We start from the raw sequence: 25,570 nt of genomic DNA, 5'->3' as shown, positions 1-25,570 counted from the left end.
GTCAGGCGCACTCCGAGCAGATCAGCCGCCCGCCCTGCTCGCTGGCCAGGTGACTGCGGTGGTGCACCAGGAAGCAGGACGAGCAGGTGAACTCGTCGCGCTGGATCGGCACCACCCGCACGGTCAGCTCCTCGTCGGAGAGATCGGCGCCGGGCAGTTCGAAGTTCTCGGCCGCGTCGTCCTCGTCGACGTCCACCGTGGCCTTGTCGTCGTCGCGGGTCACCGTCAGGGTGACCAGCGACTCGTCGCCGGTCTCGTCGGTGGTGTCACGGCGAGGAGCGTCGTAATCAACAGGCATCCGCCTGTCTCCTCTCATCAAGTTGTCTGTGCAGCAGTGCCAACGCGCGCGGGCGGTTTTTTGTGCCCGTGGCGCCACCGTCGCGAGGGTGAGAGTGCCCACCGATCGGGGAACTCCACCACGCGGTCCACCGCAAGCGATTCGGCACATCCGCGGGTGGGGAAACGGCGTGGGCGGCCACGTCACCAACCCGTCAGATCAGCGGCCGATCGAGCCGGGTGCGACGGCAGCGGGGGAGATCCTGGCTAAGGTGGCGGCCATGATTGGTGTGACCCGCAGCGGCCGTGTCCTCACCCTCGAGATGCAGCGGCCCGAGCGTCGCAACGCCCTCAACGCCGAACTCGTCGACGGCCTGCGCGAGGCGGTGGAGCAGGGCGTCGACGACGGCGTGCGCGCCATCGTCATCACCGGCCAGGGCCACGTGTTCAGCTCGGGCGCGGATCTCTCCGGCGGCGAAGGCGTCGCCGACGAGCTGCCCGACAAGGCGCGGGCACTGAACGTCGCGATCGACAAGGCACCGGTGCCGGTCATCGGGGCGATCAACGGCCCGGCGATCGGCGCCGGGGTCATCCTGTCGATGATCTTCGACCTGCGGGTCGTCGCGCCCGAGGCCTACTTCCAGTTCCCGGTCGCGAAGTACGGCATCGCGCTCGACAACTGGAGCATCCGCCGGCTGACGTCGCTGGTGGGCGCCGGCCGCGCCCGCAGCATGCTGCTGGGTGCCGAGCGGCTCACCGCCGACGCCGCGCTGCAGACCGGCATGGCCAACCGCCTCGGCACGCTGGCCGACGCCCAGGCCTGGGCGGAGGAGATCGCCGGGTACGCGCCGCTGGCGCTGCACCACGCCAAACGGGTGCTCAACGACGACGGCGCCTACGAGGAGCCGTGGCCCGAGCACCAGGAGCTGTTCGATCGGGCCTGGTCGAGTCAGGACATCGTCGAAGCTCAGGTCGCGCGCATCGAGAAGCGGCCGCCACACTTCACGGGCGCCTGACGTGTCGGCGGGGGGTGCCGTGCGCCACGCGCTGCGGATCGGGGTCGGCACCGCCGGCGTGCTCGGAGGCAGCTGGGTGCTGCGGGCGCTGCACGGGGCGCCGTCCGCGCTGGGTGCCGGCCCGCTGGCCATCCGCGAGGTGGCGGCCCGGTCGCCGCAGTACCGCGACGGCGCCTTCGTCAACCTCGAGCCGTCGTCGACGGTCGACCTGTCCCGCGAGCAGCAGCTGGCCCTGCTGCGCGAGCTGCTGCTGGACAGGTCGGCGACGCGGCCCCCGAAGCCGGTGCCGGTGGTGCAGCCCGCCGGCATCGGCGCACCGGCGGGCACGCTGGCGGCCACCTGGTACGGGCATTCCAGCGTCCTGGTGGAGGTCGACGGCTACCGGGTGCTGGCCGACCCGATCTGGAGCAAGCGGTGCTCACCGTCGGACGCGGTCGGGCCGGAGCGGCTGCACCCGGTGCCCGCCGAATTGGAGAGCCTGCCCGCGCTCGACGCCGTCGTCATCAGCCACGACCACTACGACCACCTCGACATGGCCACCGTCGAGGCGCTCGCACGCAGCCAGCGCTGCCCGTTCGTGGTGCCGCTCGGAGTCGGGGCGCACCTGCGGGAGTGGCACATCCCGGAGCACCGGATCGTCGAACTCGACTGGAACGAAAGCACATCCGTCGACGAGCTGACGCTGACCTGCACGCCGGCCCGCCACTTCTCGGGCAGGTTCCTCACCCGCAACACCACGCTGTGGGCGTCCTGGGTGGTGAGCGGTCCGGCGCACCGCGTGTTCTTCGGCGGCGACACCGGCTACACCCGCAGCTTCGCCGACATCGGCGTGGCGCACGGCCCGTTCGACCTCACGCTGCTGCCGGTCGGCGCCTACCACCCGGCCTGGCCGGATATCCACATGAACCCCGAGGAGGCGGTGCGCGCGCACCGCGACCTCACCGATACCGCTGGTGGCCTGCTCATTCCGATCCACTGGGCGACGTTCCGGCTGGCCCCGCACCCCTGGGCAGAACCCGTCGAGCGGTTGCTGGCGGCGGCCGGACCGGAACAGGTGCCGGTGGCCGTCCCCAAGCCCGGGCAGCGGGTCGAACCGACACCCGGGCGCTCGGCGGAAGAGGAGTGGTGGCGGCCCTGACCCGCTAGCGTGCTGGCTGTGAAGTCAGCCCGCGCGGTCTGCGCGCTCCTGCTCTGCACGGTGTTGGCGGCATGCGGCCCCGACGAATCCGTCCCGTCGGCGTCCCCGACCGTCTCCGACGTCCCCCCGCCCCTGGTCGCGGCGGCGCCGCTGCCCGACGACGCGGTGAACAAGGCGGTGAGCAAGCTCGACGACCTCGCCGCCGACCTCATGGCGAAATCGGGGATACCCGGTATGGCGGTGGCCGTGGTGCACGGCGGGAAAACGGTGTACAGCAAGGGTTTCGGGGTGCGCGACGTCCGCACCCGCGAGAAGGTGGATCCCGACACGGTGTTCCAGCTGGCGTCGGTGTCGAAGTCTGTCGGTGCGACGGTGGTCGCGAGCCAGGTGACGCGCAACGTCGTCGGCTGGGACACCCCGGTGGTGTCGAAGCTGCCGGGGTTCGCGCTGTCGGATCCGGTGACGACGCAGCTCGTCACGGTCGGCGACCTCTACGCGCACCGCTCCGGGCTGCCCGACCACGCCGGTGACCTGCTGGAGGACTTGGGCTACGACCGGGCCTCCATCCTCGACCGGCTGCGCCAGCTGCCGCTGGCGCCGCTGCGAACCTCCTACGCCTACACCAACTTCGGGGTGACGGCGGCTGCCGAGGCGGTGGCCGCGGCGGCGGGCACGACGTGGGAGGACCTGAGCCGGATGGCGCTCTACGAGCCGCTCGGGATGACGTCGACCAGCTCGCGGTTCGCCGACTTCGAAGCCCGGCCCAACCGCGCCGTCGGCCACATCCACCTGCGCGACCACTACGAGCCGCAATACGTGCGCAACCCCGACGCCGAGGCACCCGCCGGCGGGGTGAGCTCGTCGGTCAACGACCTCAGCCGCTGGCTGACCATGCTGCTGGGCAACGGCACGTCGGGCAACGTGCGCATCGCGACGGCGGAGGCGTTGCTGCCGGCGCTCACCCCGCAGAGCGTCTCCGACCGGGCCACCGAGCCCGCCGCCCGGTCCGGCTTCTACGGCTACGGCTTCAACGTCAGCACCACGTCGGCGAGCCGAATGTCGCTGAGCCATTCCGGCGCTTTCGAATTGGGCGCGAACTCGAACTTCGTGATCCTGCCGTCGGCGGACGTGGCGATCGTGGCGCTCACCAACGCCACACCCGCCGGCGTCCCCGAGACACTGACCGCGCAATTCGCCGACCTCGTGCAGTTCGGTGAGATCCGCGAAGACTGGTACCAGATCTACAACGGCGCCTACACGGCCATGGAGAAGCCGGTCGGCTCGCTGGTCGGCCAGCTTCGGCCCGCCAATCCGGCGCCGCCCGCGGCACTGGGGGACTATGCCGGCGTCTACGACAACCCGTACTACGGGCCGGCCACCGTCACCGAGGCGGGCGGCGCGCTGATGCTGGCGCTCGGGCCGAACCTCACAGTGCCGCTGCAACACTGGGACGGCAACGTGTTCACGTTCGGCATGGTGACCGAGAATTCGCCACCGGGTTCGATCTCCAAGGCCACGTTCGACGGCGACGCCTTGACGCTGGAGTACTTCGACGAGAACCACAACGGGGTGTTCCGCCGATGAGCGCCCGCGTGTCGAGCGATTGACCCGGCCATGACCGCCGGCCTCTCCGACGCCGAGGTCGCGCAGCGCATCGCCGACGGCCGGGGCAACGACGTCCCGACGCGGGCCGGTCGCAGCACGTCGGACATCGTGCGGGCCAACGTGTTCACCCGCATCAACGCGATCCTCGGTGTGCTGCTGGTGATCGTGGCGACCACGGGGTCGCTGATCAACGGGCTGTTCGGCCTGCTGATCGTCGCCAACAGCGGCATCGGCATCATCCAGGAGCTGCGGGCCAAGCGCACCCTCGACGCGCTGGCGATCGTCGGGCAGGCCCGCCCGACGGTGCGGCGCCGCTCGGGCACGCGGGCGCTCGCCCCGAGCGAGGTGGTGCTCGACGACGTCATCGAGCTCGGTCCGGGCGACCAAGTGGTGGTCGACGGCGAGGTGGTCGAGCACGCAAACCTGGAGGTCGACGAGTCGCTGCTGACCGGTGAGGCCGACCCCGTCGCGAAGGACACCGGCGACCCGGTGATGTCAGGCAGCTTCGTCGTGGCGGGCAGCGGCGCCTACCGGGCGACCCGGGTGGGCCGCGAGGCGTACGCCGCCGCGCTGGCCGAGGAGGCGAGCCGGTTCACGCTGGTGCAGTCGGAGCTGCGCAGCGGCATCGACGCGATCCTGCGGTTCATCACCTATCTGCTGGTGCCGGCGGGGCTGCTGATCATCTACACCCAGCTGTTCACCACCGGCGCCGGCTGGCGCGAGTCGGTGCTGCGGATGGTCGGCGCGCTGGTGCCGATGGTGCCCGAGGGTCTGGTGCTGATGACGTCGATCGCGTTCGCGGTGGGCGTCGTCCGGCTCGGCCGGCGCCAGTGCCTGGTGCAGGAGCTGCCCGCCATCGAGGGGCTGGCCCGCGTCGACGTCGTCTGCGCCGACAAGACCGGGACGCTGACCGAGACCGGGCTGCGCGTGTGCGAGCTGCGCGCACTCGACGCCGGATACGACGCCACCGCAGCGCTGGCGGCGATGGCGGCCGCCGACGACCGGCCGAACGCGAGCATGGCGGCGATCGCCGACGCGTGCGGGCCCGCGCCGGGGTGGACGCCCACCGCCACCGCCCCGTTCAAGTCCGCCACCAAGTGGAGCGGCGTGACCTTCGACGGGCACGGCAGCTGGGTGCTGGGTGCGCCGGACGTGCTGCTCGACCCGGCGTCACCGGCGGCAGCGCAGGCCGAGGCCATCGGCGCCCGCGGGCTGCGGGTGCTGCTGCTCGGTCGCTCCGACCTCCCGGTCGACGCCCCCGGCGCGCCCGGCGCCGTCACCCCGGTGGCGCTGGTGGTGCTGGAGCAGAAGGTCCGCCCCGACGCCCGCGACACGCTCGACTACTTTGCGTCACAACAGGTGTCGGTCAAGGTGATCTCCGGCGACAACGCGGTGTCGGTGGCGGCGGTGGCGGCCACGCTCGGGCTGCGCGGCGACCCGATGGACGCCCGCCGGCTGCCGGACGGCGACGCGGCGTTCGCCGACACGCTGGAATCCGCGACGGTGTTCGGCCGGGTGCGCCCGGACCAGAAGCGGTCGATGGTGCACGCCCTGCAGTCCCGCGGCCACACCGTGGCGATGACGGGCGACGGCGTCAACGACGTGCTGGCGCTGAAAGACGCCGACATCGGCGTCGCGATGGGATCGGGGAGTTCCGCGTCGCGGGCCGTGGCGCAGATCGTGTTGCTGGACAACCGGTTCGCGACGCTGCCCTACGTCGTCGGCGAGGGACGTCGCGTCATCGGCAACATCGAGCGGGTGTCGACCCTGTTCCTCACCAAGACGGTGTACTCGGTGCTGCTGGCGCTCTTCGTCGGGCTGGCGGGCCTGGCGTCGCAGGTGTTCGGGTCCGACCCGCTGCCCTATCCGTTCCAGCCGATCCACGTCACCATCGCCGCCTGGTTCACGATCGGCATCCCGGCCTTCATCCTGTCGTTGGCGCCGAACGCCGAACGCGCGCAGCCGAATTTCGTGCGGCGGGTGATGACGGCCGCGCTGCCCTCGGGTGCGGTCGTGGGCGTCGCGACGTTCGTCTCCTATCTCGCCGCCTACCAGGGGCGTGGCGCGACCGCGCAGCAGCAGCTGCAGGCCTCGACCGCGGCGCTCATCACCTTGCTGGTGGCGGCGGTGTGGGTGTTGGCCGTCGTCGCGCGGCCCTACCAGTGGTGGCGGGTGGCGCTGGTCGCGGCGTCGGCGCTGGCCTACGTCGTCCTGTTCACCCTTCCGCTCGCGCAGCGCACGTTCCTGCTGGACCCGTCGGATCCGGTGATCACCGGTCGGGCGCTGCTGATCGGCGTGGCCGCCGCGGCGGTCATCGAGGTGCTGTGGTGGGTGCAGGGCGCCGTGCTCGGCGAGCGCCGGCGGTTGTGGCGGGCCGCCTGAATCGTGAGAATGGGCAACCATGAGCTTCCTCAACAAGGCGAAGGACTGGCTGCGGAAGAACCCCGACAAGGCCAACAGCGCAATCGAGAAGGTCGGTGACCTGGTCGACAAGCGCACCCAGGGCAAGTACGCGCAGCACGTCGACAAGGTGCAGGACGCCGCGCGCAAGAACCTCGGCAACGACACGCAGGTGCCGCAGCCGAACAACCCGCTGACCCCGCCCGGGCAGCCGCCCGCCCCGCCGACGGCGCCGCCCACGTCGTAGATGGCGAAGATCTCGGTATCCGTCGACGTCCCGCTGCCGCCGGAGCAGGCGTGGGAGGCCGCATCGGACCTCAAGCGCTACAAGGAGTGGCTGACGATCCACCGGGTGTGGCGGAGCACGCTGCCCGACACCCTCGACAAGGGCACGGTCATCGAGTCGATCGTCGAGGTCAAAGGCATGCTGAACCGCGTCAGGTGGACCATCGTGCACTTCAAGCCGCCGGAGGCCATGACGCTCAACGGCGACGGGCGCGGTGGGGTCAAGATCAAGCTGATCGGGAAGGTCAAGCCGGCGCCCACCGGCTCCACCGTGCAGTTCGACATCCATCTGGGCGGGCCCGCGCTCTTCGGCCCGATCGGCCACCTGGTGGCGGCTGCGCTCAAGGGCGACATCGCCGAGTCCCTGCAGAACTTCAAGGCGGTGTTCGCGCCCGCGGCCTGACGCCGAGGACACCGTTCTTGCCGCGGTTTGCCTGATTCACGCCGCCAACCGTGTCTCGGCGCCCGGGTTTGCGGGCGCGGCCGCTGGGAACCCCGCGGCGGTGAAATCGACTGAGCGATTGCGGCCGAGCGCCGGGCACCCGCGCCGCGCCGGGCGCAGCCTGGCCGGTTACCTGCTCATGCCCAGGCCGAAAGACCTGGTCAAGGGTTGGCTGATCCCGGTCACGTTCGGGTGCGGGCTGCTGAGCGTCGGGGAGGTCTCCGGCACCGCGCTGCTGCGGGCGGTTGTGGTGTGGATCGCCGTGGAGTTGCTGATCTACCCGGCGCGCTACCAGTGGAACGACATCCGGGGGTTCGCGGCGGATCAACGCCACCCGGCGGCGCGGGAACGGGGCCGGCTGCCGGCGAGGTCGGCCGACGGGCGCGGCTCGCTCGCGGCCAGCTGGCTGGTGATCGCCGCGCGACTGACGTTGACCGGGTTGCTGGTGGTGATGTTCCCGGCCCTGCAGCTGGCGGGCATCCTCGCCTTCGCGGCTGTCGGTGTCCTCGCGGTCGCCGTCGCCTACGAGACGCTGCGGTCGACGGCGACCGGCCGTAGCGGCGCACCCGCAGCACCGGTGTCGCCCGGCGTGGCCTTGCTGTGGGTGACGGTGGGCGCCGGCTACGCGGTGCGCGGGCTGACGGGGCTGGCGCTGGCGGTCGACCTGCCCGCCCGTCCCGCGCTGGCCGTCGCGGCCGCGATCACCCTGTGGGCCTTCGGCATCGCGTTCGTCACCAGCCGGTGGGCGGTAGAGGTGACGGCGTTCGCCACGGTGCGCGACGGCCGCCTGTCGTGGCGGGCCCGTGCCGATCACGCGCGCGAGCACCTGCTGGCGCTGGTGCGCTGGCTGCCCCCGCATCCGTCGCCGGACGGCGACCTGCGCGACTGGGCGCCGCTGCAGCGGCCCACGGCGCCGAGTGCCCCCTGGAACGCCGCAACGCTCGTCGCCGGAGCGGCCGCCGCCGTGACGGGGCGACTGCTGTGCGGTCCGTGCCCGCCGGCCGAGGCGATCGCTGCGGTCGCCGTCGGCGTGGTGACCACCGCGCTCCTGGTCGCCGGCGGCCGGCGGCGCACCGGGTGGCTGGCGGCGGGCGTGGCGGCGCTGCTGGCGGTCCTGTGGCTGGGCGGTGCTCCGCGACCGCTGCTGGGCGTGGTGCCGTGGCTGCTGCTGGCGGGCGCCTACCTCTACTTCGTCGGCTGCACGCCGCGCCGGCTGGCGCGGTAGCCGATGGCCCAGCACCCGCCTCTCGCGGACGAGCTGGCCGCCGTCGCCAGGGCGGCCGCAGCGGCCGGCGCGCAGGTCGCCATGGCGTGGCGCCGGCGGGCGTCGTCGCTCCGCATCGAGCAGAAGACCGGCCCGCGTGATCTGGTCAGCCGCGCGGACCGCGACGCCGAAGAGGCCATTCGCGCGGTGCTGGCGGAGCTGCGGCCCACAGACGGCGTACTCGGCGAGGAAGGCGGCACCACGGCCGGGACGTCGGCCGTGCAGTGGGCAGTCGACCCCATCGACGGGACGACCAACTACCTCTACGGCCGCAGCGACTGGGCGGTGAGCGTCGCCGCCGTCCGGTCCGCGGACCGGACGGTGCTGGCCGGCGCCGTCGCCGAACCGATGCTCGACCGCATGACCGTGGCCGCGGCGGGCGGAGGAACGTTCAGCGGCGAGCACCGCACGGCGGCCGAGACGCGGCGGCCGGTTTCGGAGTCGCTGGTGGAGGTCAACTTCGGCCGCGACGATCAGCGCGGGCTGGCGGGCGCGATGGTCGCGGCCCTGGTGCCGCGGGTGCGCGACGTGCGCCGCGGCGGCAGTGCGGCGTGCGCCCTCGCGCAGCTGGCGACCGGCCGCGTCGACGCGGTGTGGGCGCCCGGGCTGCAACCGTGGGACTGCGCCGCGGGCGTCCTGCTGGTCAGCGAAGCCGGCGGGACGGTCGGCGACCTGAGCGGCCCGACGCCCGGAACGTGGCCGGCCGGCGGGGACGTGTTGGCCGCCGGTCCGCAGCTGTGGGCGTCGCTGCGTCAGGTGCTGCAGCCGATTTACCAGGTTTGAATCGACCGGTCGCAGGTACCCCCGACCAGCGTTCAGCACTAGCGCCCGTCCATCGGGACGCCAGTGAACAGCGGCGCTCCCGTTGTCTTGACCTCCAGGAGCGCTGCCCCCGTTGTCTCGATTCTCACCCTCTGCCGGTAACCCGCTGTCCGAGGAGACCCTGCATCTGCTCGCGGATCGAATGGCGGTGCCCACCTACGATCGGACGGCGCTCGTCCCGGCGATCGTCCACATCGGCGTCGGCGGATTCCACCGAGCCCACCAGGGGATGTACTACGACGACCTCGCGAGGCGCGGCAGCGCCGAACGCTGGGGAGTCGTCGGCGTCGGTCTGCACCGACCGGAGATGAAGGAGGTCATGGCCGCACAGGACTGCCTCTACACCGTCGTCGAGCGAGGTCCGGAGACCGACAGCGCCCGGGTGGTCGGTGCCATGTGCCGCTACCTGTACGCCCCGGACGCGCCGGCGGAGGTCCACGCCGCCCTCGCCGACCCCCGAACCCGCATCGTCAGCCTCACGATCACCGCTGACGGCTACTGCCTCGACCCCGCGACCGGCACGTTCGACCCGCAGCGGGCGTCGGTGAAAGCGCAGCAGGTCGGTGTCGGCGAAGCCTGCTCCACCTGGGCGCTGCTGTGCGCAGCGCTCGACGAACGGCGACGAGCGGGCACGCCGCCGTTCACGGTGATGTCGTGCGACAACGTCCCCGGCAGCGGTGCTGCGGCGCGCGAGGCGCTGGTGTCCTTCGCGGCGCTGCACGATCCGGAGCTGTCGCGGTGGATCGACCGCTGCGTGACGTTCCCGTCCACGATGGTGGACCGGATCACACCGAAGACCTCGCCGGAGCAACGCGACGAGATCGAGCAGCAGTTCGGCGTCGCCGACAGGTGGCCGGTGTTGACGGAACCGTTCACCCAGTGGGTGATCGAGGACGACTTCTGCAACGGCCGGCCACCGTGGGAGGACGTGGGCGTGGAGATGGTTGCCGACGTCGCGGGGTACAAGCTGATCAAGACGCGCCTGCTGAACGGCATCCACTGTGCCGTCTCCTATGTCGGCATCCTCGCCGGCTACCGGGTGCTCAACGAGGCGATGGCGGATCCGTCGATCCACCGCTACGTGCGGCAGCTGATGTCGGAGGAGATCGCCCCGCTCCTTCCCACGGTAACCGGGTGGGACGTCACCGAGTACTGCGCAACTACCATGACGCGCCTGACGAATCCGCGGATGAGCGACGAGCTGTCCCGGCTGGCCGCCCGCGGCTCGACGAAGATGCCGTCCTACCTGCTGCCGTCGCTGACCGAGGCACGGTCCCGGCGACGGCCGCACCGGCTGCTCACGTTGGCGGTGGCGGCGTGGCTGCGCTACCTGCGAGGGTATGACGCGCACGGCAACCCGCTCGACGTCCAAGACCCGCGCGCCGAGCAGCTGTGCCCGCTGGCCGAGCGCGGCCAGCGGAACCCGAAGCCGCTGCTGGCGCTGCGCGACATCTTCGGCGACCTCACCTCCGACGACGACTTCGCCGAGACGGTGGCGGCGATGCTGACCGACATCGACCGGTTCGGCATGGCCGAAGTACTCCGCCGCCACACCGACGATGTCCTCACCACCGTGGCGTGATCACCGTCCGACCGCGAGAACCAGGAGAACCCGTGCACCACTTCCGCGACATCGACCTGTCGGACCTCAAGGTCCTGCTGTGCGACGCCGACGGCAACCTGTTCCCGTCCGAGGAGCCGGCGTTCGAGGCCTCCGTCGGGGTCACCAACCGCTTCCTGCAGCGGTTCGGGCTGGCCGGGGATCGCACCGCTGAGGGGCTCCGCAACGGGACGACCGGGAAGAACTTCCGCAGCACCGCTATGGACCTGGTGATCGCGGGCGGCGTACCGGTGGAGCGGGCGCTGGCGGCGGGACGCCCGGACGCCGTGATCGCCGATGACGAGGAGCTCGCGGGCGGGCGCGCGCTCTGCGCGGCGGAACTGGAGGAGTGGGTGGCGCGCGAGCGCGACGCGGTCACCGACCATCTCGGCAGCGCCCTCGCGCCGGATCCGGAGGTGTCCGGACCGCTGCGGGTGCTGGGTAGCCGCTTCCGGCTGATCGCCGTCAGCTCGAGCGCGACGAAGCGGCTGGCGGCGTGCTTCACGGCCGCCGGGCTCGATGCGCTCATCCCGCCGGAGGTTCGCTTCAGCGCCGAGGATTCGCTGCCCCGTCCGACCAGCAAGCCCGACCCGGCCATCTACCGGGAGGCGCAGCGGGTGATGGGGCTGCGCTGCGAGGAGGGGTTGGCGATCGAGGATTCGGTGCCGGGAGCGCTGTCGGCGGCCGGCGCCGGTTTCCCGACCGTCGGCAACGTGATGTTCGTGCCACCCGCAGAGCGCGCCGACCGCACCGCGCAGCTGCGCGCGGCCGGGGCGTGCGCGGTCGTCGAATCGTGGTGGGAGCTGCAGGATTTGCTGGTCCGGTGACCGCTCAGCTCAGCTGCCGGCCCAGCTCGGGCAGCGACTGGCGCGCGAAGCCGCGCCACAGCCGCACGAACACCGGCATCGCGAGCCGCGCCGCGGCGTTGCGGGGGTGGATCGACCACTGCCACGTGACGCGGGTTCCGCTGTCGGCGGTGTCGAAGCGCCACTCACCGTCGACCCGGGCGATCAGCGCCGCCATCGGGCCCGTGACGTCAGTGCGTGTAGCCGACGGCGTGCGGCGGCCGAACAGCGTCGGTAGGTCCCTCACACCCGCGCGCGGAGCTCCCGGCGCAGCACCTTGCCGTAGCTGTTCTTCGGCAGCTCGTCGACGTACACGTAGCGCTTGGGCCGCTTGAATCGGGCGATCCGCTCCAGCAGGTGCGCGTCGAGCTCCGCGGCGGAGGCCGTCCCCACGATGTAGGCGACCACCACCTCGCCCCACTCCTCGTCGGGCGCTCCCACCACGCACGCCTCCACGACGCCCGGGTGGGTAACGAGCACCTCCTCCACCTCGCGCGGATAGATGTTGCTGCCGCCGCTGATGACGACGTCCTTCGACCGGTCGCGCAGCGTGAGGTAGCCGCGCTCGTCGAAGGACCCCATGTCGCCGGTGCGCAGCCAGCCGTCGACCAGCGTGGCGGCGGTCGCGTCGGGGTTGCGCCAGTAGCCGGCCATGACGACGTCCCCGCGGCAGACGATCTCGCCGATCTCGCCGGTGTCCGCGATCGAGCCGTCCGCCCGCTGCACCGCGACGTCGACGCCCGAGCGGGCATACCCCACCGAGCCGAGGACGGCGTCATCGGCGTCTACGTGGTCGGCCCGGCGCAGCCCGGTGATCGTCATCGGCGCCTCACCCTGGCCGTAGAGCTGCACGAACACCGGCCCGAACGCGGCGAGCGCCTTTTTGAGGCTGTCGACGTACATCGGGCCGCCGCCGTAGACGATCGTGCGCAGCTGCGCCGGCCGCGGCCGTCCGGTGCGCACCAGCCGCGCCACCATCGTCGGCGCGAGGAAGGCGCTGCAGCCGGGATGGTGCTCGCACAGGTCGAGGAACTCGTCGGGCTCGAATGCCGCCGACGCCGGGATCACCTGCCGGGCGCCGCGCAGCACGTAGGGCGGGATGTAGAGCCCGGAGCCGTGCGACATCGGTGCGCCGTGCACCAGGCTGCAGTGCTCGTCGGGCGCGTCGAAGTCCGCGAGGTGCGCCACCGTCATCGCCATCAGGTTGCGGTGGCTCAGCATCGCGCCCTTCGACTTCCCGGTGGTGCCGCTGGTGTAGAACAGCCACGCCAACGCCGCCGGGTCGGTGGTTCGCGGCGGCGGTGCCGGCGGTGACGCCAGCCGGGCCGAATATGCCTGTGTCGCAACGGTGTCCACCGGCGCGCGCGTCACCGACGACAGCCCGGGCGCCAGCTTCGGCGACGCGAAGACCTGCGCGACGTCGGCGTCGTCGAGGAGCTGCGCCATCTCCCGGGGATGCAGCTTGAAGTTGACCGGGACGACGACGCATTCGGCCGCCCACGCCGCGAACATCAGCTCGACGATCTCGGGCCGGTTCTCGCTGGCGATGGCGATCCGCGCGCCGGCGCCCAGCGACTGCAGCGACCCGGCCAGCCGCAGGGCCCGGTCGCGCAGCTGCGCCCAGGTGTGCAGTTGCCGCTCGCCGGAGAACACCGCACCGCGGTCGCCGAACCGCGACGCGGCCTGGTCGAGCAGCGCGAAGAGGTTCACGGGCGCCCAACCCATTCGGACGTCAGCGCGAACTCGGACAGGTACTTGGTCGAGCTCCACCCGCCGTCGACGACGATGGTCTGCCCGTTGATGAACTCCGCGCCCGGCGAGCAGAGGAACGCCACCGTGGCGGCGATGTCGGCGACGGTGCCGAGCCGCTGGTGCGGGGTCATCTCGGTGTTGATCTTGCGGAACCGCTCGTCTTCGAGCCGGGTCGCGACCATCGGCGTCAGCGTCACCCCGGGGGCGACGGCGTTGCACCGGATGCCGGCGGCCCCGTACTGGCAGGCGATGTGCATGGTCAGCGCCGTCAGCCCGCCCTTGGCGGCCGAGTAGGCGCCGCCCCGCAGCCCGCCGACGACCGCGAACGTCGACGTGACGTTGATGATCGCCGAGCCGGGCGCCAGGTGCGGCAACACGTCGCGGGTCAGCCGGAACGGTGCTCGCAGCATCAGCCCGAGGAAGTGGTCGAGCGACGCGTCGTCGGTCTCCCCGAGCGGCTTCGGGCTGCCGACGCCGGCGTTGTTGATCAGGTAGTCGATGCGGCCCCACCGCGACATCGCGGCGTCGACGATCCGGGCGGGCGCGTCGTCGGCCGTGAGGTCGACGGCCACGGTGGCCACGCGCTCGGGATCTCCGATCGCGGCTTCCAGCTCGGCGAGCCGGCCGGTGTCGCGGCCGGTCCCCAGGACCGCCATGCCGGCCTCGGCGAGCATGGTCGCGCAGCCGAATCCGATGCCGCTGCTCGCCCCGGTGACGATCGCTACCTGCATGTCATGTCTCCCGTCATCCCGTCGCTTCGCTCGCCCGGGTTCCTTTCACCAGCACGTCCCGGATCCGGTGTTTGAGCACCTTGCCGGCGTCGTTCTTCGGCAGCGAATCCCAGACCTCGACGCGTTCGGGCACCTTGAACGTCGCGACGCCGCGCTCGGCCAGGTGCGCCCGCATCGCGGCGACGTCCGGGCCGGGTGCGCCCGGCGCGGGGACGACCACCGCGCATGCGCGCTCGCCGGTGCGCGCGTCGGGCACGCCGACCACCGCGACCTCGGCGATACCGAGCTCGCCGACGAGCAGGTCCTCGACCTCCTTGGGCGAGATGTTCTCCCCGTTGCGGATGATGATGTCCTTCGCGCGGCCGGTGACGACGAGATAGTCGCCGTCCACCCAGCGGCCGAGGTCGCCGGTGCGGAAGAACCCGTGCTCGTCGAACGCGGCGAGGTTGTCCTCGTCTTGGGCGTAGCGCCGCAGCATCTGCGGTCCGCGCGCCCGGATCTCGCCGTCGACGATGCGGATCTCGGCGACACCGGGTCGGCCGTCGGTGTCGGCGGCGTGCGGGTCGCCGCGGCGGTCGGTGACGCCCACGGTGGTGACGGGCACCTCGGTCGAGCCGTACACCCGCGTCACGATGGCGCGCTCGAACGCCGCGGTGGCGCGGCGGATCAGCGACGGCGACACCGACGCGCCCCCGCAGATGAACACCTTCAGGTCGGGCAGCCGCGTGCCCGCCGCGGTGGTCGCGGCGAGCAGGCCGTCGAGGAACGGGGTGGCGCCGGCCATGTGGGTGCAGCGGTGCCGCGTCATGAGCTCGACCGCGGCGGCCGGCTCCCACCGGTCCATCAAGACCGCGGTGGTGCCCAGCAGCAGCGGGCACTCGAAGGCGTAGATCGACCCGCCGATGTGGGCGATCGGCGACGGCACGCAGAACGCGTCGCCGGCCGCGACGTGCCAGTGCTCACCGAGCTGCGCGATCAGCGCGCCGATCGAATCATGGCTGTGGAGAACGCCTTTCGGCCGGCCGGTGGTGCCGGAGGTGTACATGAGCATCCGGACGGCCGCCGGGTCGAGCCGCGGCAGCGCCCGCTGCCGGTGCGAGGCGCCGAGCGAGCCGAACCCCAGGTGCGGACCGGGGTCGCCGCGCACCACCACCACCTCCGGCGGCGAGTCCAGCTCGGCGACCACGCGGCTGAGCATCGCGGCGTAGTCGTGGCCGCGGAACGCGGCGGGGATGACGATCAGCCGCACCGACGCGTCGTCGAGGATGAACCGCAGCTCGTGGTCGCGCAACGACGGCAGGATCGGGTTCACCACCATCCCGGCGAGGGTCGCGCCCAGGTAGAACTCCGCCGCCTCGTGCCAGTTCGGCAGCATGAACGCGACGACGCTGCCCACCGGCATCCGCGCCAGCAGCGCGTGCGCCACGTCGCAGGCCCGCCGGTGCAGCGTCGCGCAGTCCAGCCGGACGTCACCGTCGACGACGAGCGTCCGGTCGGGGGTGTCGCGGGCAGCGGCGTGCAGCGCCTCGCTCAGCAGGACGGACACGGTCAGCTCCGCACCCGCCGCATGGTCATCGAGTAGCGGTAGCGCGCCGACGGATGGGTGTTGACGGTGACCTGTGCGATGTCGCCCTCGGAGGTGACGTAGGTGCGGCGCATCGCCAGCGCGGCGCTGCCGTCCGCGGCGTGCAGCCGTTCGGCCAGCTCACCGTCGAGCAGCACGGCGCCGATCTCCTGGCGCACCTCGACGACGCTGATCCCGAACATGTCCTCGATCAGCGGGAAGATCGGCCCGGTGTGGCGCGGCAGCAGCCGCCCGACCGCGGCGAACGCCCGGTTGAGGTAGTACTCGGTGCGGCACACCGGCGCGTCGGCGTCGGCCATCCGCCGGTAGCCCCGCACCGCCAGCCATTCCGAACCCACCCGCAGCCCGGTGCGCTCAGCCAGCTCGGCGTCGACGGTGACCATCGCGTGGGTCTCGATCTCGAACCGCGCACCCGTCGCGAACGCCAGCAGGTCGTCGATCGACACCACGTCGTGGGCGTAGGAATTGGTGGTCGGCCGGGGCACCACCGTGGTGCCCGCCCGCGGCTTGGAGGTGACCAGGCCGTCGTCGCGCAGCCGGCGCAGCGCCTCGCGGACGGTGTAGCGGCTGACGGTGAAGCGTTCGCAGAGTTCGTGTTCGGTCGGCAGCTGCGAGCCCACCGGGTAGACCCCGTCGACGATGTCCTTGCGGAGTTCCCGCGCCACCTGCAGATACCGGTGGTCGGTGGGCGTGACGGTCACGGGCGGGCGGTGTCGCGGCGCAGGGCCAGCACGCTGCCGTCGCCGTCGGCGGCGACGTAGAGCGTGCCGTCGGGTCCGGCGGCGATGCCGGCGAACGGGCCCTGGGGACCGGAGAACGGCGGCATGCCGAGCAGCGGCTTGGGTTCCACGCCCGGCGGCGGGCCGATGGGCAGGCCGGCGGCGATGGTCTCGCGCGTTCCGGCCGACAGCGACACCCGCAGCACTTCGCGGGAGCCCGCGTCCACGACGAACAGCTCGTCGCCGCGGACCAGGATCCCCTGCGGCCGCTCCAACCCGTCGACGATCGGCTCGGGCGCCGCGCCGGCGAGCGACACCACGCGCCCGGCGCCCGACTCGGCGACCAGCGCCGCGCCGTCGGGACCGAACGCGACACCGACCGGATCGGCCAGCCCGGACGCGAGCGTCGTGACCTCCCCGGCGCCGCCCAGCGCGTGCACCCGGCCGGTGCCCAGTTCGGCGAACACCACCTCGCCGCGCGGCCCGACGTCGATGCCGTACAGCTGGTCGAAACCCGTTGCCAGGAAGTCGCTCTCGGCGGCGGCGGGCCGGTAGCGCGCGATCTGGCCGCCCGAGGTGGCCACCAGGAACTCGCCCGGGCCCGACGCCACCACGCCGCGCACGAAGCCGGGATAGCCGGGGGAGAACAGCATGCCGACGGTCTGCAGCGATCCGTCGGCGGCCAGCCGGTAGAAGTACGTGCCGTCGGCGACGTACACCGCGCCGTCGTCGCCGACCGTCAGGTCCAGCGGCCAGTTCAACCCGCCCGGCAGCGTCGTGCGGGTTTCGCCCGGGGCGACGATCTCGGTGATCTGGCCGGTGAAGTTGGAGACGAACAGCCGGCCGTCCGCGATCGTGAGGTTGTCCAGCCCGGGCGTCAGCTGCGCCAGCACGGTCTGCTCGCCGGAGCGCGGGTCGATCCGCAGCACCTGACCGGTGGCCACCTGCGTCGACACGATGAACCCGTCGGCGTCGAACTTCACGGAGTCGGGGACGCCCAGGCCGGTGGCGACCGTTTCGGGGGCGCCGGGCGCGTCGGGGTCGATCCGCCAGATCTCGTTGGCGCCCATCACCGGGAAATAGAGCAACCCGTCGGGCCCGACCTCCATGGCATTCGGCGACGGCACGTTCTCCAGCAGCACCCGCGGCTCCCCGCCGTCGAGCGGCAGCTCGAGCAGCCGGCCGCCCTCGCGGCACTCGCCGATCAGCAGCCGGCCGTTGTGGAAGGTGATGCCGTTGGCCGAGGGCACGTCGCCGCGCAGCACGCGGGTGTGGCCGCTGCGGTCACGCACGCTGACCCGGCCGTCCATGACCTCGGTCGCGTAGAGGTCGCCGCGCGGGTCGAAGGCCACGTCGTCGGGCGCGACGATGTCACCGCCCTTCGGGCTGATGGTCTCCAGCGCGCCGGTGTCGATGTCGAGCGCGGTGATCTGGCTGCCGGTCACCTGCGCGACGTAGACGCGGCCGTCGGGGCCGGTGCGCAGCCCGTTGGCGCCGAACAGCCGGCTCGGCGGCGTCAGGCGCCGAAGGGTCCACCCGTCGGCGGTGCGCGGCGAGACGGGGAGCGGATACCGGCTGGGGGGCGGCGCGGCGAAGGCGGTGTCGGTGGCCACCCGCGGGACGATAGCAACGGCTCTTGGTCCAGACAATAAGTTTGGCCGAAACGCTGCAGCCTCTTGACTGCGCTGCAAGCATTGAGAATCATGCTCTCCAATACCTGCACATCGTAATCATGTCCGGACAAATAGCGGGTTGTCGGCGCAGGCCGGCGCCTCGCGCGGGGCGCTGCGGCGCCGCTTGAGCAGAAAGCAGACCGTGGCCGTCAAGGTTTTCGAGCGCATCCTGGCGCTGTTCGAGGCGGAGGGCATCAACACGCTCTTCGGCATCCCGGATCCGAACTTCGTGCACATGTTCCACGCCGCCGAGGACCGCGGGTGGACGGTCGTGGCGCCGCACCACGAGGAGTCTGCGGGCTTCATGGCCGAAGCGGTCTCGCGGATGACGGGCCGGCCCGGCCTGGCCATCGGCACCCTGGGCCCCGGCCTGGCGAACCTCGCGGGCGCCATCATGTGCGCCAAGGTCGAGAACTCGCCGGTCATCTTCCTGGGCGGCCAGCGCGCCCGCATCACCGAACAGCGGGTGCGCCGCGGCCGCATCCAATTCGTGAGCCAGGCGCCGCTGCTCGCCCCGTCGGTCAAGTACTCGGCGAGCATCGAGTACGCCGACCAGACCGACGAGATCGTGCGCCACGCGCTGCGCGTCGTACAGACCGGCACCCCCGGCCCGGCCTACATCGAGTACCCGTCGCACGTCATCCTCGAAGACCTCGACGTGCCCGATCCGCTGCCGCCGGCCGACTACCGGCTGGTGAACCAGGGCGCCAGCGCCCAAAGCATCGAAAAGGCCGTCGATCTCGTCCGCAAGGCCGAGCGACCGATCCTGTTGGTCGGCCACGCCGTGCACACCAACCGCGCCGGCGAGTCGGTCGAGGCGCTCGCGACCCTGATGAACTGCCCGGTGATCCAGACCTCGGGCGGCACCTCGTTCATCAAAGGCCTGGAGGACCGCACCTTCCCGTACGGGTTCTCGCCGTCGGCGGTCGACGCGGTGGTCACCTCCGACCTCGTGATCGCGATCGGCACCGAGCTCGGTGAGCCCGTCCACTACGGCCGCGGCCGGCACTGGCTGGCGGGCGAGGCCAACCGCAAGTGGATCAGCGTCGAGCTCGACCCCGCCGCCATCGGCGTGAACCGCCGCATCGACGTCCCGCTGGTCGGCGACCTGCGGGCGATCGTGCCGCAGCTGGTCGACGCCTTGAAGGACTCACCGCGCCAGGCCGGTCCGGACCTGCAGCGCTGGATCGACGAGGACGCCGCCCGCATCGCGAAGCTCGCCGAGGACGCGCCGGCCACCACGCCGGTGCACACCGCGCAGTTCGTCGTCGAGGCTACGAAGGCGTTTCCTGAGGACGGCATCATGGTCCGCGACGGCGGCGCCACGGTCATCTTCCAGTGGACCTACTCGCAGGCCAAGCCGCACGACGTCATCTGGAACCAGAATTTCGGGCACATCGGCACCGGCCTGCCGTACGCGGTCGGCGCGTCGGTGGCCGACGGCGGGAAGCGGCCGGTGATGCTGCTGACCAGCGATTCGTCGTTCCTGTTCGCGATCGCCGAGCTGGAGACCGCGGCCCGGCTGAACCTGCCGCTGGTGTGCGTGGTGGGCGTCGACCACCAATGGGGTCTGGAGGTCGGCGTCTACAAGCGCACGTTCGGGCAGGGCTCGAAGGAGACCGGCGTGCACTGGAGCAAGGACGTCCGGTTCGACACGATCGCGGCGGGCTTCGGCTGCTACGGCGAGTACGTGGAGCGCGGCGAGGACATCGGCCCCGCCATCGAAAGGGCTTATGCCAGCGGCAAAGTCGGCGTCATCCATGTGCCGATCGACCCAAAGGTGAACTCTGAGGAGATGCCGAGCTACGACGAGTTCCGCACCTGGTACGCGGAGGGGACGCAATGACACGCACCTGCGAGAAGTTCTACATCGACGGTGCCTGGGTCGATCCGGTCGAGCCGCGCGCCGCCGACGTCGAGAACCCCGCGACGGAGCAGGTGTGCGGCCGGATCTCGATCGGTTCGGCCGCCGACGTGGACGCAGCCGTCGCGGCCGCCCGCCGCGCGTTCGCCGCGTGGTCGCAGACCAGCCGCGAGCAACGGCTGGACCTGCTGGACCGCATCCTCGCCGAGTACCAGGCGCGGGCCGGCGATCTCGCCGCGGCGATCACCGCGGAGATGGGCGCCCCGGCCGCGCTGGCGGGCGGTGCGCAGGTCGGTCTCGGGGTCGGTCATCTCACCACGGCCATCGAGCACCTGAAGCGGTTCACCTTCACCGAGGATCGCGGCGCCACCCGCATCGTGCGCGAGCCGATCGGCGTCTGCGGTCTCATCACCCCGTGGAACTGGCCGATGAACCAGGTCGCCGTCAAGGTGTTCCCGGCGCTGGCCACGGGCTGCACCATGGTGCTCAAACCGTCGGAGGTGGCGCCGTTCTCGGCCACCATCTTCGCCGAGGCGCTCGATGCGGCCGGCGTCCCCGCCGGCGTGTTCAATCTGGTGCACGGCGACGGCCCCGGTGTCGGGGCGGCCCTGGCGGCGCACCCGGACGTCGACATGATCTCGTTCACCGGCTCCACCCGCGCCGGTGTGGAGATCGCCCGCACCGCCGCACCGACGGTCAAGCGGGTCTGCCAGGAACTCGGCGGCAAGAGCGCGAACATCGTGCTCGACGACGCGGCGTTCGCCGACCATGTGAGCGGCGGGGTCGCGACGCTGATGAGCAACTCCGGCCAGTCCTGCAGCGCGCCGTCGCGCATGCTGGTGCCGGCCGCGCGCCTGGCCGAGGCCGGTGAGATCGCCGCGGCGGCAGCGCAATCCGTCACCGTCGGCGATCCGACCACCGACGTGACCATCGGCCCGGTGGTGTCCGGTGCGCAGTACGAGAAGATCCAGGCGCTCATCCGCAAGGGCATCGAGGAGGGCGCCACGGTGGTCGCCGGCGGGCTCGGCCGGCCCGACGGGCTCGACGTCGGCTGGTACGTCAAGCCGACGGTGTTCACCGACGTCACCAACGACATGACCATCGCCCGCGAGGAGATCTTCGGGCCGGTGCTCTGCATCCTCGGCTACGACGACCTCGACCACGCGGTCGAGATCGCCAACGACACCGACTACGGCCTGGCCGGCTACGTCGCCGGCACCGACCTGGAGCAGGCCCGCGCGGTCGCCGGCCGCATCCGCGCCGGCTGGGTCGCCATCAACGACGGGTTCGACCTCAACGCCGCGTTCGGCGGCTACAAGCGCAGCGGCAACGGCCGGGAGTGGTCCGACTTCGGGTTCGCCGAGTACCTCGAGATCAAGTCCATCCTGAACTACACGCCGGGGACATGACGGACCTGATCGATCTTTCCGGCCGCGCGGTCGTGGTCTCGGGCGCCGGCGGCGGCGGTATCGGCACCGCGGTCACCGCGCTGGCCGCCCGGGCCGGCGCCACCGTGATCGCGGTCAGCCGGCGGCCCGAGAACCTCGACGAGCACGTCGGGCCGCTGGTACGCGACGGCCTGCCCGTCGTCCCGGTCGCCGCCGACGCCGCCACCGACGACGGCATCGCGACCGTCGTGGACGCGCTGCGGGCCGCCGGTGCGGTGCCCTACGGCCTGGTGAACGTGGCGGGCGGCGCGGCGCCGGCGACCTGGATGCCCGCGACGCGGGTGACGCGCGAGGACTGGCGGTCGCTGTTCGCCGCGAACCTCGAGACCGCGTTCTTCATGAGCCAGGCCGTCGCCCGCGAGATCCGCGCCGCCGGTGGCCCGGGCTCCATCGTGTCGGTGTCGTCGATCAGCGGGATGAACACCGCGCCGTTCCACATCGCCTACGGCACGGCGAAGGCCGCGGTCGTCGCGATGACGCGCACCCTGGCCGTCGAGCTCGCGCTCGCGGGTATCCGCGTGAACGCCGTGGCGCCCGGTGTCACCGAGACGGCGGCCTCGGCCACCTACGTCGACCCCGACCCCGAGCGCGACCGCACGGCCATCGCCATGGGCCGTCGCGGCACCCCGGCCGAGCAGGCGGGCGCCATCCTGTTCCTGCTGTCGGACCTGGCGTCATACATCACCGGCCAGACCCTGCTGGTCGACGGCGGGCTGAACCTCAAGTGGAGCCACCTGGCGGCCGACCACACGTCGCTCTTCCTGAAAGACCAGAGCTTCCGCGAACGCATCACGCAGCCATGAAGGGGGACAGTGATGACTGAACTGGACAACCGACCCGACGTCGAACCCGCACCGCCCGAGGAACTCTCGGAGCCCATGACCATCGGCGTCGACGCCTACATCTCGCCGGAGTACGCCCGCGCCGAGCGGGACCGGCTGTGGCGCAAGGTGTGGCAGCAGGTGGGCCGGGTCGAAGAGCTGCCGGAGGTGGGCAGCTACCTCACCTACGACATCCTCGACGACTCGATCATCGTCGTCCGCACCGGCGCGGACACGTTCGCCGCGCACCACAACGTGTGCATGCACCGCGGGCGCAAGCTCGTCGACACCCCCGAGGGCGCCAAGTACGCGACCGGCCGGGCGCGGAAGTCGTTCGTGTGCGGTTTCCACGGCTGGACCTACGGGCTCGACGGCAGCTGCACCCACATCCGCGAACGAGACGACTGGCAGGGCGCGCTGACGCCGGAGAACACCCGGCTGCGGTCCGTGCAGGTCGACACCTGGGGCGGCTGGCTGTTCATCAACATGGATCCCGACGCCGAACCGCTCGCCGACTACCTCTTTCCCGCCGCGAAGATCCTCGACCCGTTCGGCCTGGACAACATGCGCTACAAGTGGCGCAAATGGCTCTACTTCGACTGCAACTGGAAGGTCGCGCTCGAAGCGTTCAACGAGACCTATCACGTCTTCACCACGCACCCGGAGTTCAACCGGTTCGGCGAGTTCAAGGGCTGGGCCAAGGCACAGGGCCGCCACAGCAACATCGGCTACGACGCGCCGAAGGGCCTGGACGAGACGAAGTCGAAGATCCGGCTCGGCACCGGTGATCCGCGCATCTCGACCGCCGAGATGCAGGTCTACACCATGGAGGAGACCAACGCGACCACCACGCAGACGCTGGTGAACGCCGCCAAGCGGCTCGTCGACGAGCTGCCCGAGGGCACGCCGGCCGACAAGGTGTTGGCGCACTGGCTGGAGTCGGCCCGCCGCGACGACGCCGAGCGGGGGGTGATCTGGCCGGTGATCCCGCCCGAGATCCTGGGCCAGAGCGGCACCGCGTGGCAGATCTTCCCCAACTTCCAGGTGGGGCAGGGCCTCACCAGCGCCCTGTGCTACAGCGCCCGCCCCGACCCGAGCTACAACCCGGATCGCTGCATCTTCGAGGTCGGCGTGCTGGAGCTGTATCCGAAAGGCCAGGAGCCGCAGACGGAATGGGTCTACACGCCGAAGGACTCGCCCAACTGGCTGTCGGTGCTGCCGCAGGACTTCTCGAACATGGCCGCCGTGCAGCAGGGCATGAAGTCGCTCGGCTTCCCCGGCACCAAACCCAACCCGTACCGCGAGCGCAGCACCGTCAACCTGCACCACCAGTTGTCGAAGTACATGGGCACCGGTGCGCCCCAGGAACTTCCGAAGGAGAACCGATGACGATCTCAGAGGCCGAAGCCCAGGAACACGGCGCCACCGCGCAGCACACCTGCGGTCCCACCGACGTGCCGCAGGACGTCGACATCGAGGCGCTCCGCGAGCGCTACCGCATCGAGCGCGAAAAGCGCCTGCGGCCCGAGGGTTCCAAGCAGTACGTCGAGCTGGCCGACGACTTCGCCGGCTACTACGAGGTGGACCCCTACACGCCGGCGGCGCCGCGGGACCCGATCAACGCCGACATCGAGGTCGCGGTGCTGGGTGGCGGGTTCGGCGGTCTGCTCGCGGCGGTCGAGCTGAAGAAGGCCGGCGTCGACGACGTGCGGATCATCGAGCTGGGCGGCGATTTCGGCGGCGTGTGGTACTGGAACCGCTATCCCGGCATCCAGTGCGACAACGAGTCCTACTGCTACATCCCGCTGCTCGAAGAGCTGAACTACATGCCCAGCAAGAAGTTCGCCGACGGGCCCGAGATCTACGAGCACTGCCGCAACATCGGCAAGCACTTCGGGCTGTACGACGGCGCCATCTTCTCCACCCAGGTGCGCAACCTCGCGTGGGACGACGAGATCGCGCGCTGGCGCATCAGCACCAACCGCGACGACGACATCCGGGCCCGCTTCGTGGTGCTCGCCTCGGGTCCGTTCCACCGGCCCAAGCTGCCGGGCATCCCCGGCATGAAGGACTTCGCCGGCCACAGCTTCCACAGCTCGCGCTGGGACTACGACTACACCGGCGGCGACACGAGCGGCGGCATGCACAAGCTCGCCGACAAGCGGGTCGCCATCATCGGCACCGGAGCCACCAGCGTCCAGGTGGTGCCCCACCTCGCCCGGGACGCCCAGCACCTCTACGTCGTGCAGCGGACGCCGTCGTCGATCGACGTCCGCAACAACGCGCCCACCGACCCCGACTGGGTCAAGACGCTGCAACCCGGGTGGCAAAAGGAGCGGCAGCGCAACTTCCACGCCTGGACCTTCGAGGGCATGGCGCTCGGACAGCCGGACCTGGTGTGCGACTTCTGGACCGAGCTCGGGCGCAACACCGCGGCCCGCGTGCTGGCGCTGGAGGACCCGGCCTCGCTGACGCCCGAGCAGTTCATGGCCATCCGCGAGGAAGAGGACTACAAGATCATGGAGCGGCTGCGCCGCCGGGTCGAGTCGATCGTCGCCGACCCGGACACCGCCGAGGCGCTCAAGCCGTACTACCGGTTCCTGTGCAAGCGTCCGCTGTCCAACGACGACTACCTGCCGGTGTTCAACCAGCCCAATGTGACGTTGGTGGACGTCTCGGATTCCAAGGGCGTGGAGCGGATCACGGAGAAGGGCTTCGTTGCGGGCGGCAAGGAGTACGAGGTCGACTGCATCATCTACGCCAGCGGGTTCGAGATCACGACCGAGATCAGCCGCCGGTATTCGATCGACACGATCACCGGCCGCGACGGGGTGTCGCTCTACGACCATTGGCGGGACGGCTACAAGACGCTGCACGGCATGACCAGCCGCGGCTTCCCGAACCAGTTCTTCACCGGCTTCACCCAGGTGGGCATCTCGGCGAACATCGCGTCGAACTACGAGCTGCAGGGTGAGCACATCGCGTATGTCATCGCGCAGGCGCAGCAGCGCGGGATCAACGTGGTCGAGCCGACGCAGGAGGCGCAGGACGCCTGGTGCGCGACCATCAAGGAGACCGCGATCGACAACTCCGCCTTCGACTCCTCGTGCACGCCCGGCTACTACAACAACGAGGGCGGCGGTGGCGGAGAAGGCATCCGCAGCCATCTCGGCGAACCGTACGCGCCCGGCTTCTACGCGTTCGGTGACCTGCTCAAGGTGTGGCGCGACAAGGGCGATCTCGCCGGACTCGAGCTGGGGTGAGCCGACAGCGTTTCGACCGCC

General features: G+C 71.3%; 22 protein-coding genes. 15 read left to right on the top strand and 7 right to left on the bottom strand.

The window, feature by feature from the left end; genetic code table 11:
* Position 1: 1 nt before the first annotated feature.
* Positions 2 to 298 (bottom strand): DUF4193 domain-containing protein, encoded by a 297-nt coding sequence (locus tag LV457_RS02250; protein ID WP_232168733.1) that lies wholly within the window; start codon positions 296 to 298, stop codon positions 2 to 4.
* A gap of 259 nt (positions 299 to 557) precedes the next feature.
* Here LV457_RS02250 and LV457_RS02245 point away from each other — a divergent pair, with 259 nt between their 5' ends.
* From LV457_RS02245 to LV457_RS02200, 10 genes are all read left to right on the top strand, one after another.
* Positions 558 to 1,292, top strand: coding sequence for an enoyl-CoA hydratase (locus tag LV457_RS02245; RefSeq protein ID WP_232168732.1), 735 nt, complete (start codon positions 558 to 560; stop codon positions 1,290 to 1,292).
* A 1-nt stretch (position 1,293) separates the two neighbouring features.
* Positions 1,294 to 2,430, top strand: coding sequence for an MBL fold metallo-hydrolase (locus LV457_RS02240; protein WP_232168731.1), 1,137 nt, complete (start codon positions 1,294 to 1,296; stop codon positions 2,428 to 2,430).
* A gap of 18 nt (positions 2,431 to 2,448) precedes the next feature.
* Entirely contained in the window at positions 2,449 to 4,014 is a 1,566-nt protein-coding gene (locus LV457_RS02235) for a serine hydrolase (RefSeq protein WP_374198697.1), read from the top strand.
* Positions 4,015 to 4,044: 30 nt separating this feature from the next.
* Positions 4,045 to 6,417: an HAD-IC family P-type ATPase gene (locus LV457_RS02230; protein WP_232168730.1), complete on the top strand. Its 2,373-nt coding sequence runs from the start codon at positions 4,045 to 4,047 to the stop codon at positions 6,415 to 6,417.
* Between the two features lie 19 nt (positions 6,418 to 6,436).
* Positions 6,437 to 6,682 carry an antitoxin gene (locus LV457_RS02225; RefSeq protein ID WP_232168729.1) on the top strand — a complete coding sequence of 82 codons (246 nt, stop codon included), beginning with the start codon at positions 6,437 to 6,439 and terminating at the stop codon, positions 6,680 to 6,682.
* Positions 6,683 to 7,123 (top strand): SRPBCC family protein, encoded by a 441-nt coding sequence (locus LV457_RS02220; protein WP_232168728.1) that lies wholly within the window; start codon positions 6,683 to 6,685, stop codon positions 7,121 to 7,123. It abuts the gene before it with no gap.
* Positions 7,124 to 7,301: 178 nt separating this feature from the next.
* The gene (locus tag LV457_RS02215) at positions 7,302 to 8,387 is read left to right on the top strand and encodes a hypothetical protein (protein ID WP_232168727.1); all 1,086 of its coding nucleotides are present in this window, start codon (positions 7,302 to 7,304) and stop codon (positions 8,385 to 8,387) included.
* A 3-nt stretch (positions 8,388 to 8,390) separates the two neighbouring features.
* Positions 8,391 to 9,209 (top strand): inositol monophosphatase family protein, encoded by an 819-nt coding sequence (locus tag LV457_RS02210; RefSeq protein ID WP_232168726.1) that lies wholly within the window; start codon positions 8,391 to 8,393, stop codon positions 9,207 to 9,209.
* Positions 9,210 to 9,390: 181 nt separating this feature from the next.
* Positions 9,391 to 10,830 (top strand): mannitol dehydrogenase family protein, encoded by a 1,440-nt coding sequence (locus LV457_RS02205; protein WP_232168725.1) that lies wholly within the window; start codon positions 9,391 to 9,393, stop codon positions 10,828 to 10,830.
* A gap of 32 nt (positions 10,831 to 10,862) precedes the next feature.
* Entirely contained in the window at positions 10,863 to 11,675 is an 813-nt protein-coding gene (locus LV457_RS02200) for an HAD family hydrolase (protein ID WP_232168724.1), read from the top strand.
* Between the two features lie 4 nt (positions 11,676 to 11,679).
* On the opposite strand, the gene LV457_RS02195 is transcribed toward LV457_RS02200, so the two are convergent.
* The 6 genes from LV457_RS02195 to LV457_RS02170 all read right to left on the bottom strand — a co-directional run bounded on the left by LV457_RS02195 (position 11,680) and on the right by LV457_RS02170 (position 18,093).
* Complete coding sequence (locus tag LV457_RS02195; RefSeq protein ID WP_232168723.1) at positions 11,680 to 11,871, bottom strand: SRPBCC family protein; 192 nt, start codon at positions 11,869 to 11,871, stop codon at positions 11,680 to 11,682.
* Positions 11,872 to 11,936: 65 nt separating this feature from the next.
* Positions 11,937 to 13,403, bottom strand: a complete 1,467-nt coding sequence (locus tag LV457_RS02190) for a long-chain fatty acid--CoA ligase (protein WP_232168722.1) — start codon at positions 13,401 to 13,403, stop codon at positions 11,937 to 11,939.
* Positions 13,400 to 14,176: an SDR family NAD(P)-dependent oxidoreductase gene (locus LV457_RS02185; RefSeq protein ID WP_232168721.1), complete on the bottom strand. Its 777-nt coding sequence runs from the start codon at positions 14,174 to 14,176 to the stop codon at positions 13,400 to 13,402. Before LV457_RS02185 ends, LV457_RS02190 begins: the two co-directional genes overlap by 4 nt.
* 13 nt (positions 14,177 to 14,189) lie before the next feature.
* Positions 14,190 to 15,722: an AMP-binding protein gene (locus LV457_RS02180; protein ID WP_232168720.1), complete on the bottom strand. Its 1,533-nt coding sequence runs from the start codon at positions 15,720 to 15,722 to the stop codon at positions 14,190 to 14,192.
* A gap of 2 nt (positions 15,723 to 15,724) precedes the next feature.
* Positions 15,725 to 16,462, bottom strand: a complete 738-nt coding sequence (locus LV457_RS02175; RefSeq protein ID WP_232168718.1) for a GntR family transcriptional regulator — start codon at positions 16,460 to 16,462, stop codon at positions 15,725 to 15,727.
* On the bottom strand, positions 16,459 to 18,093 hold the full coding sequence (locus LV457_RS02170) for an SMP-30/gluconolactonase/LRE family protein (RefSeq protein WP_374198696.1): 1,635 nt from the start codon (positions 18,091 to 18,093) through the stop codon (positions 16,459 to 16,461). The genes LV457_RS02175 and LV457_RS02170 overlap by 4 nt, the downstream gene beginning before the upstream one ends.
* A gap of 202 nt (positions 18,094 to 18,295) precedes the next feature.
* Between LV457_RS02170 and LV457_RS02165 the strand changes: the two genes are divergently transcribed.
* From LV457_RS02165 to LV457_RS02145, 5 genes are read left to right on the top strand one after another with little or no spacing between them, the layout of a single operon-like run.
* The gene (locus LV457_RS02165; RefSeq protein ID WP_232168717.1) at positions 18,296 to 19,999 is read left to right on the top strand and encodes a thiamine pyrophosphate-binding protein; all 1,704 of its coding nucleotides are present in this window, start codon (positions 18,296 to 18,298) and stop codon (positions 19,997 to 19,999) included.
* Positions 19,996 to 21,426, top strand: a complete 1,431-nt coding sequence (locus LV457_RS02160) for an aldehyde dehydrogenase family protein (protein WP_232168716.1) — start codon at positions 19,996 to 19,998, stop codon at positions 21,424 to 21,426. Before LV457_RS02165 ends, LV457_RS02160 begins: the two co-directional genes overlap by 4 nt.
* On the top strand, positions 21,423 to 22,268 hold the full coding sequence (locus tag LV457_RS02155; protein ID WP_232168715.1) for an SDR family NAD(P)-dependent oxidoreductase: 846 nt from the start codon (positions 21,423 to 21,425) through the stop codon (positions 22,266 to 22,268). Before LV457_RS02160 ends, LV457_RS02155 begins: the two co-directional genes overlap by 4 nt.
* Before the next feature lie 12 nt (positions 22,269 to 22,280).
* Positions 22,281 to 23,675 (top strand): SRPBCC family protein, encoded by a 1,395-nt coding sequence (locus tag LV457_RS02150; RefSeq protein WP_232168714.1) that lies wholly within the window; start codon positions 22,281 to 22,283, stop codon positions 23,673 to 23,675.
* Positions 23,672 to 25,549: an NAD(P)/FAD-dependent oxidoreductase gene (locus tag LV457_RS02145; protein ID WP_232168713.1), complete on the top strand. Its 1,878-nt coding sequence runs from the start codon at positions 23,672 to 23,674 to the stop codon at positions 25,547 to 25,549. Before LV457_RS02150 ends, LV457_RS02145 begins: the two co-directional genes overlap by 4 nt.
* Positions 25,550 to 25,570: the final 21 nt, after the last annotated feature.

This window comes from Mycobacterium sp. MYCO198283 (assembly GCF_021213805.1).
Taxonomy (GTDB): Bacteria; Actinomycetota; Actinomycetes; order Mycobacteriales; family Mycobacteriaceae; genus Mycobacterium.
The sequence above is the reverse complement of the archived record's forward strand: the minus strand, read 5'-3'. Positions and strand labels throughout refer to the sequence as shown.

Excerpts from the sequence above, each read along its gene's own strand:
- LV457_RS02250 (WP_232168733.1), bottom strand. The coding sequence starts at position 298 with ATGCCTGTTGATTACGACGCTCCTCGCCGTGACACCACCGACGAGACC.
- LV457_RS02245 (WP_232168732.1), top strand. The coding sequence starts at position 558 with ATGATTGGTGTGACCCGCAGCGGCCGTGTCCTCACCCTCGAGATGCAG.
- LV457_RS02230 (WP_232168730.1), top strand. The coding sequence starts at position 4,045 with ATGACCGCCGGCCTCTCCGACGCCGAGGTCGCGCAGCGCATCGCCGAC.
- LV457_RS02225 (WP_232168729.1), top strand. The coding sequence starts at position 6,437 with ATGAGCTTCCTCAACAAGGCGAAGGACTGGCTGCGGAAGAACCCCGAC.
- LV457_RS02220 (WP_232168728.1), top strand. The coding sequence starts at position 6,683 with ATGGCGAAGATCTCGGTATCCGTCGACGTCCCGCTGCCGCCGGAGCAG.
- LV457_RS02215 (WP_232168727.1), top strand. The coding sequence starts at position 7,302 with ATGCCCAGGCCGAAAGACCTGGTCAAGGGTTGGCTGATCCCGGTCACG.
- LV457_RS02210 (WP_232168726.1), top strand. The coding sequence starts at position 8,391 with ATGGCCCAGCACCCGCCTCTCGCGGACGAGCTGGCCGCCGTCGCCAGG.
- LV457_RS02205 (WP_232168725.1), top strand. The coding sequence starts at position 9,391 with ATGGCGGTGCCCACCTACGATCGGACGGCGCTCGTCCCGGCGATCGTC.
- LV457_RS02195 (WP_232168723.1), bottom strand. The coding sequence starts at position 11,871 with ATGGCGGCGCTGATCGCCCGGGTCGACGGTGAGTGGCGCTTCGACACC.
- LV457_RS02185 (WP_232168721.1), bottom strand. The coding sequence starts at position 14,176 with ATGCAGGTAGCGATCGTCACCGGGGCGAGCAGCGGCATCGGATTCGGC.
- LV457_RS02160 (WP_232168716.1), top strand. The coding sequence starts at position 19,996 with ATGACACGCACCTGCGAGAAGTTCTACATCGACGGTGCCTGGGTCGAT.
- LV457_RS02155 (WP_232168715.1), top strand. The coding sequence starts at position 21,423 with ATGACGGACCTGATCGATCTTTCCGGCCGCGCGGTCGTGGTCTCGGGC.
- LV457_RS02150 (WP_232168714.1), top strand. The coding sequence starts at position 22,281 with ATGACTGAACTGGACAACCGACCCGACGTCGAACCCGCACCGCCCGAG.
- LV457_RS02145 (WP_232168713.1), top strand. The coding sequence starts at position 23,672 with ATGACGATCTCAGAGGCCGAAGCCCAGGAACACGGCGCCACCGCGCAG.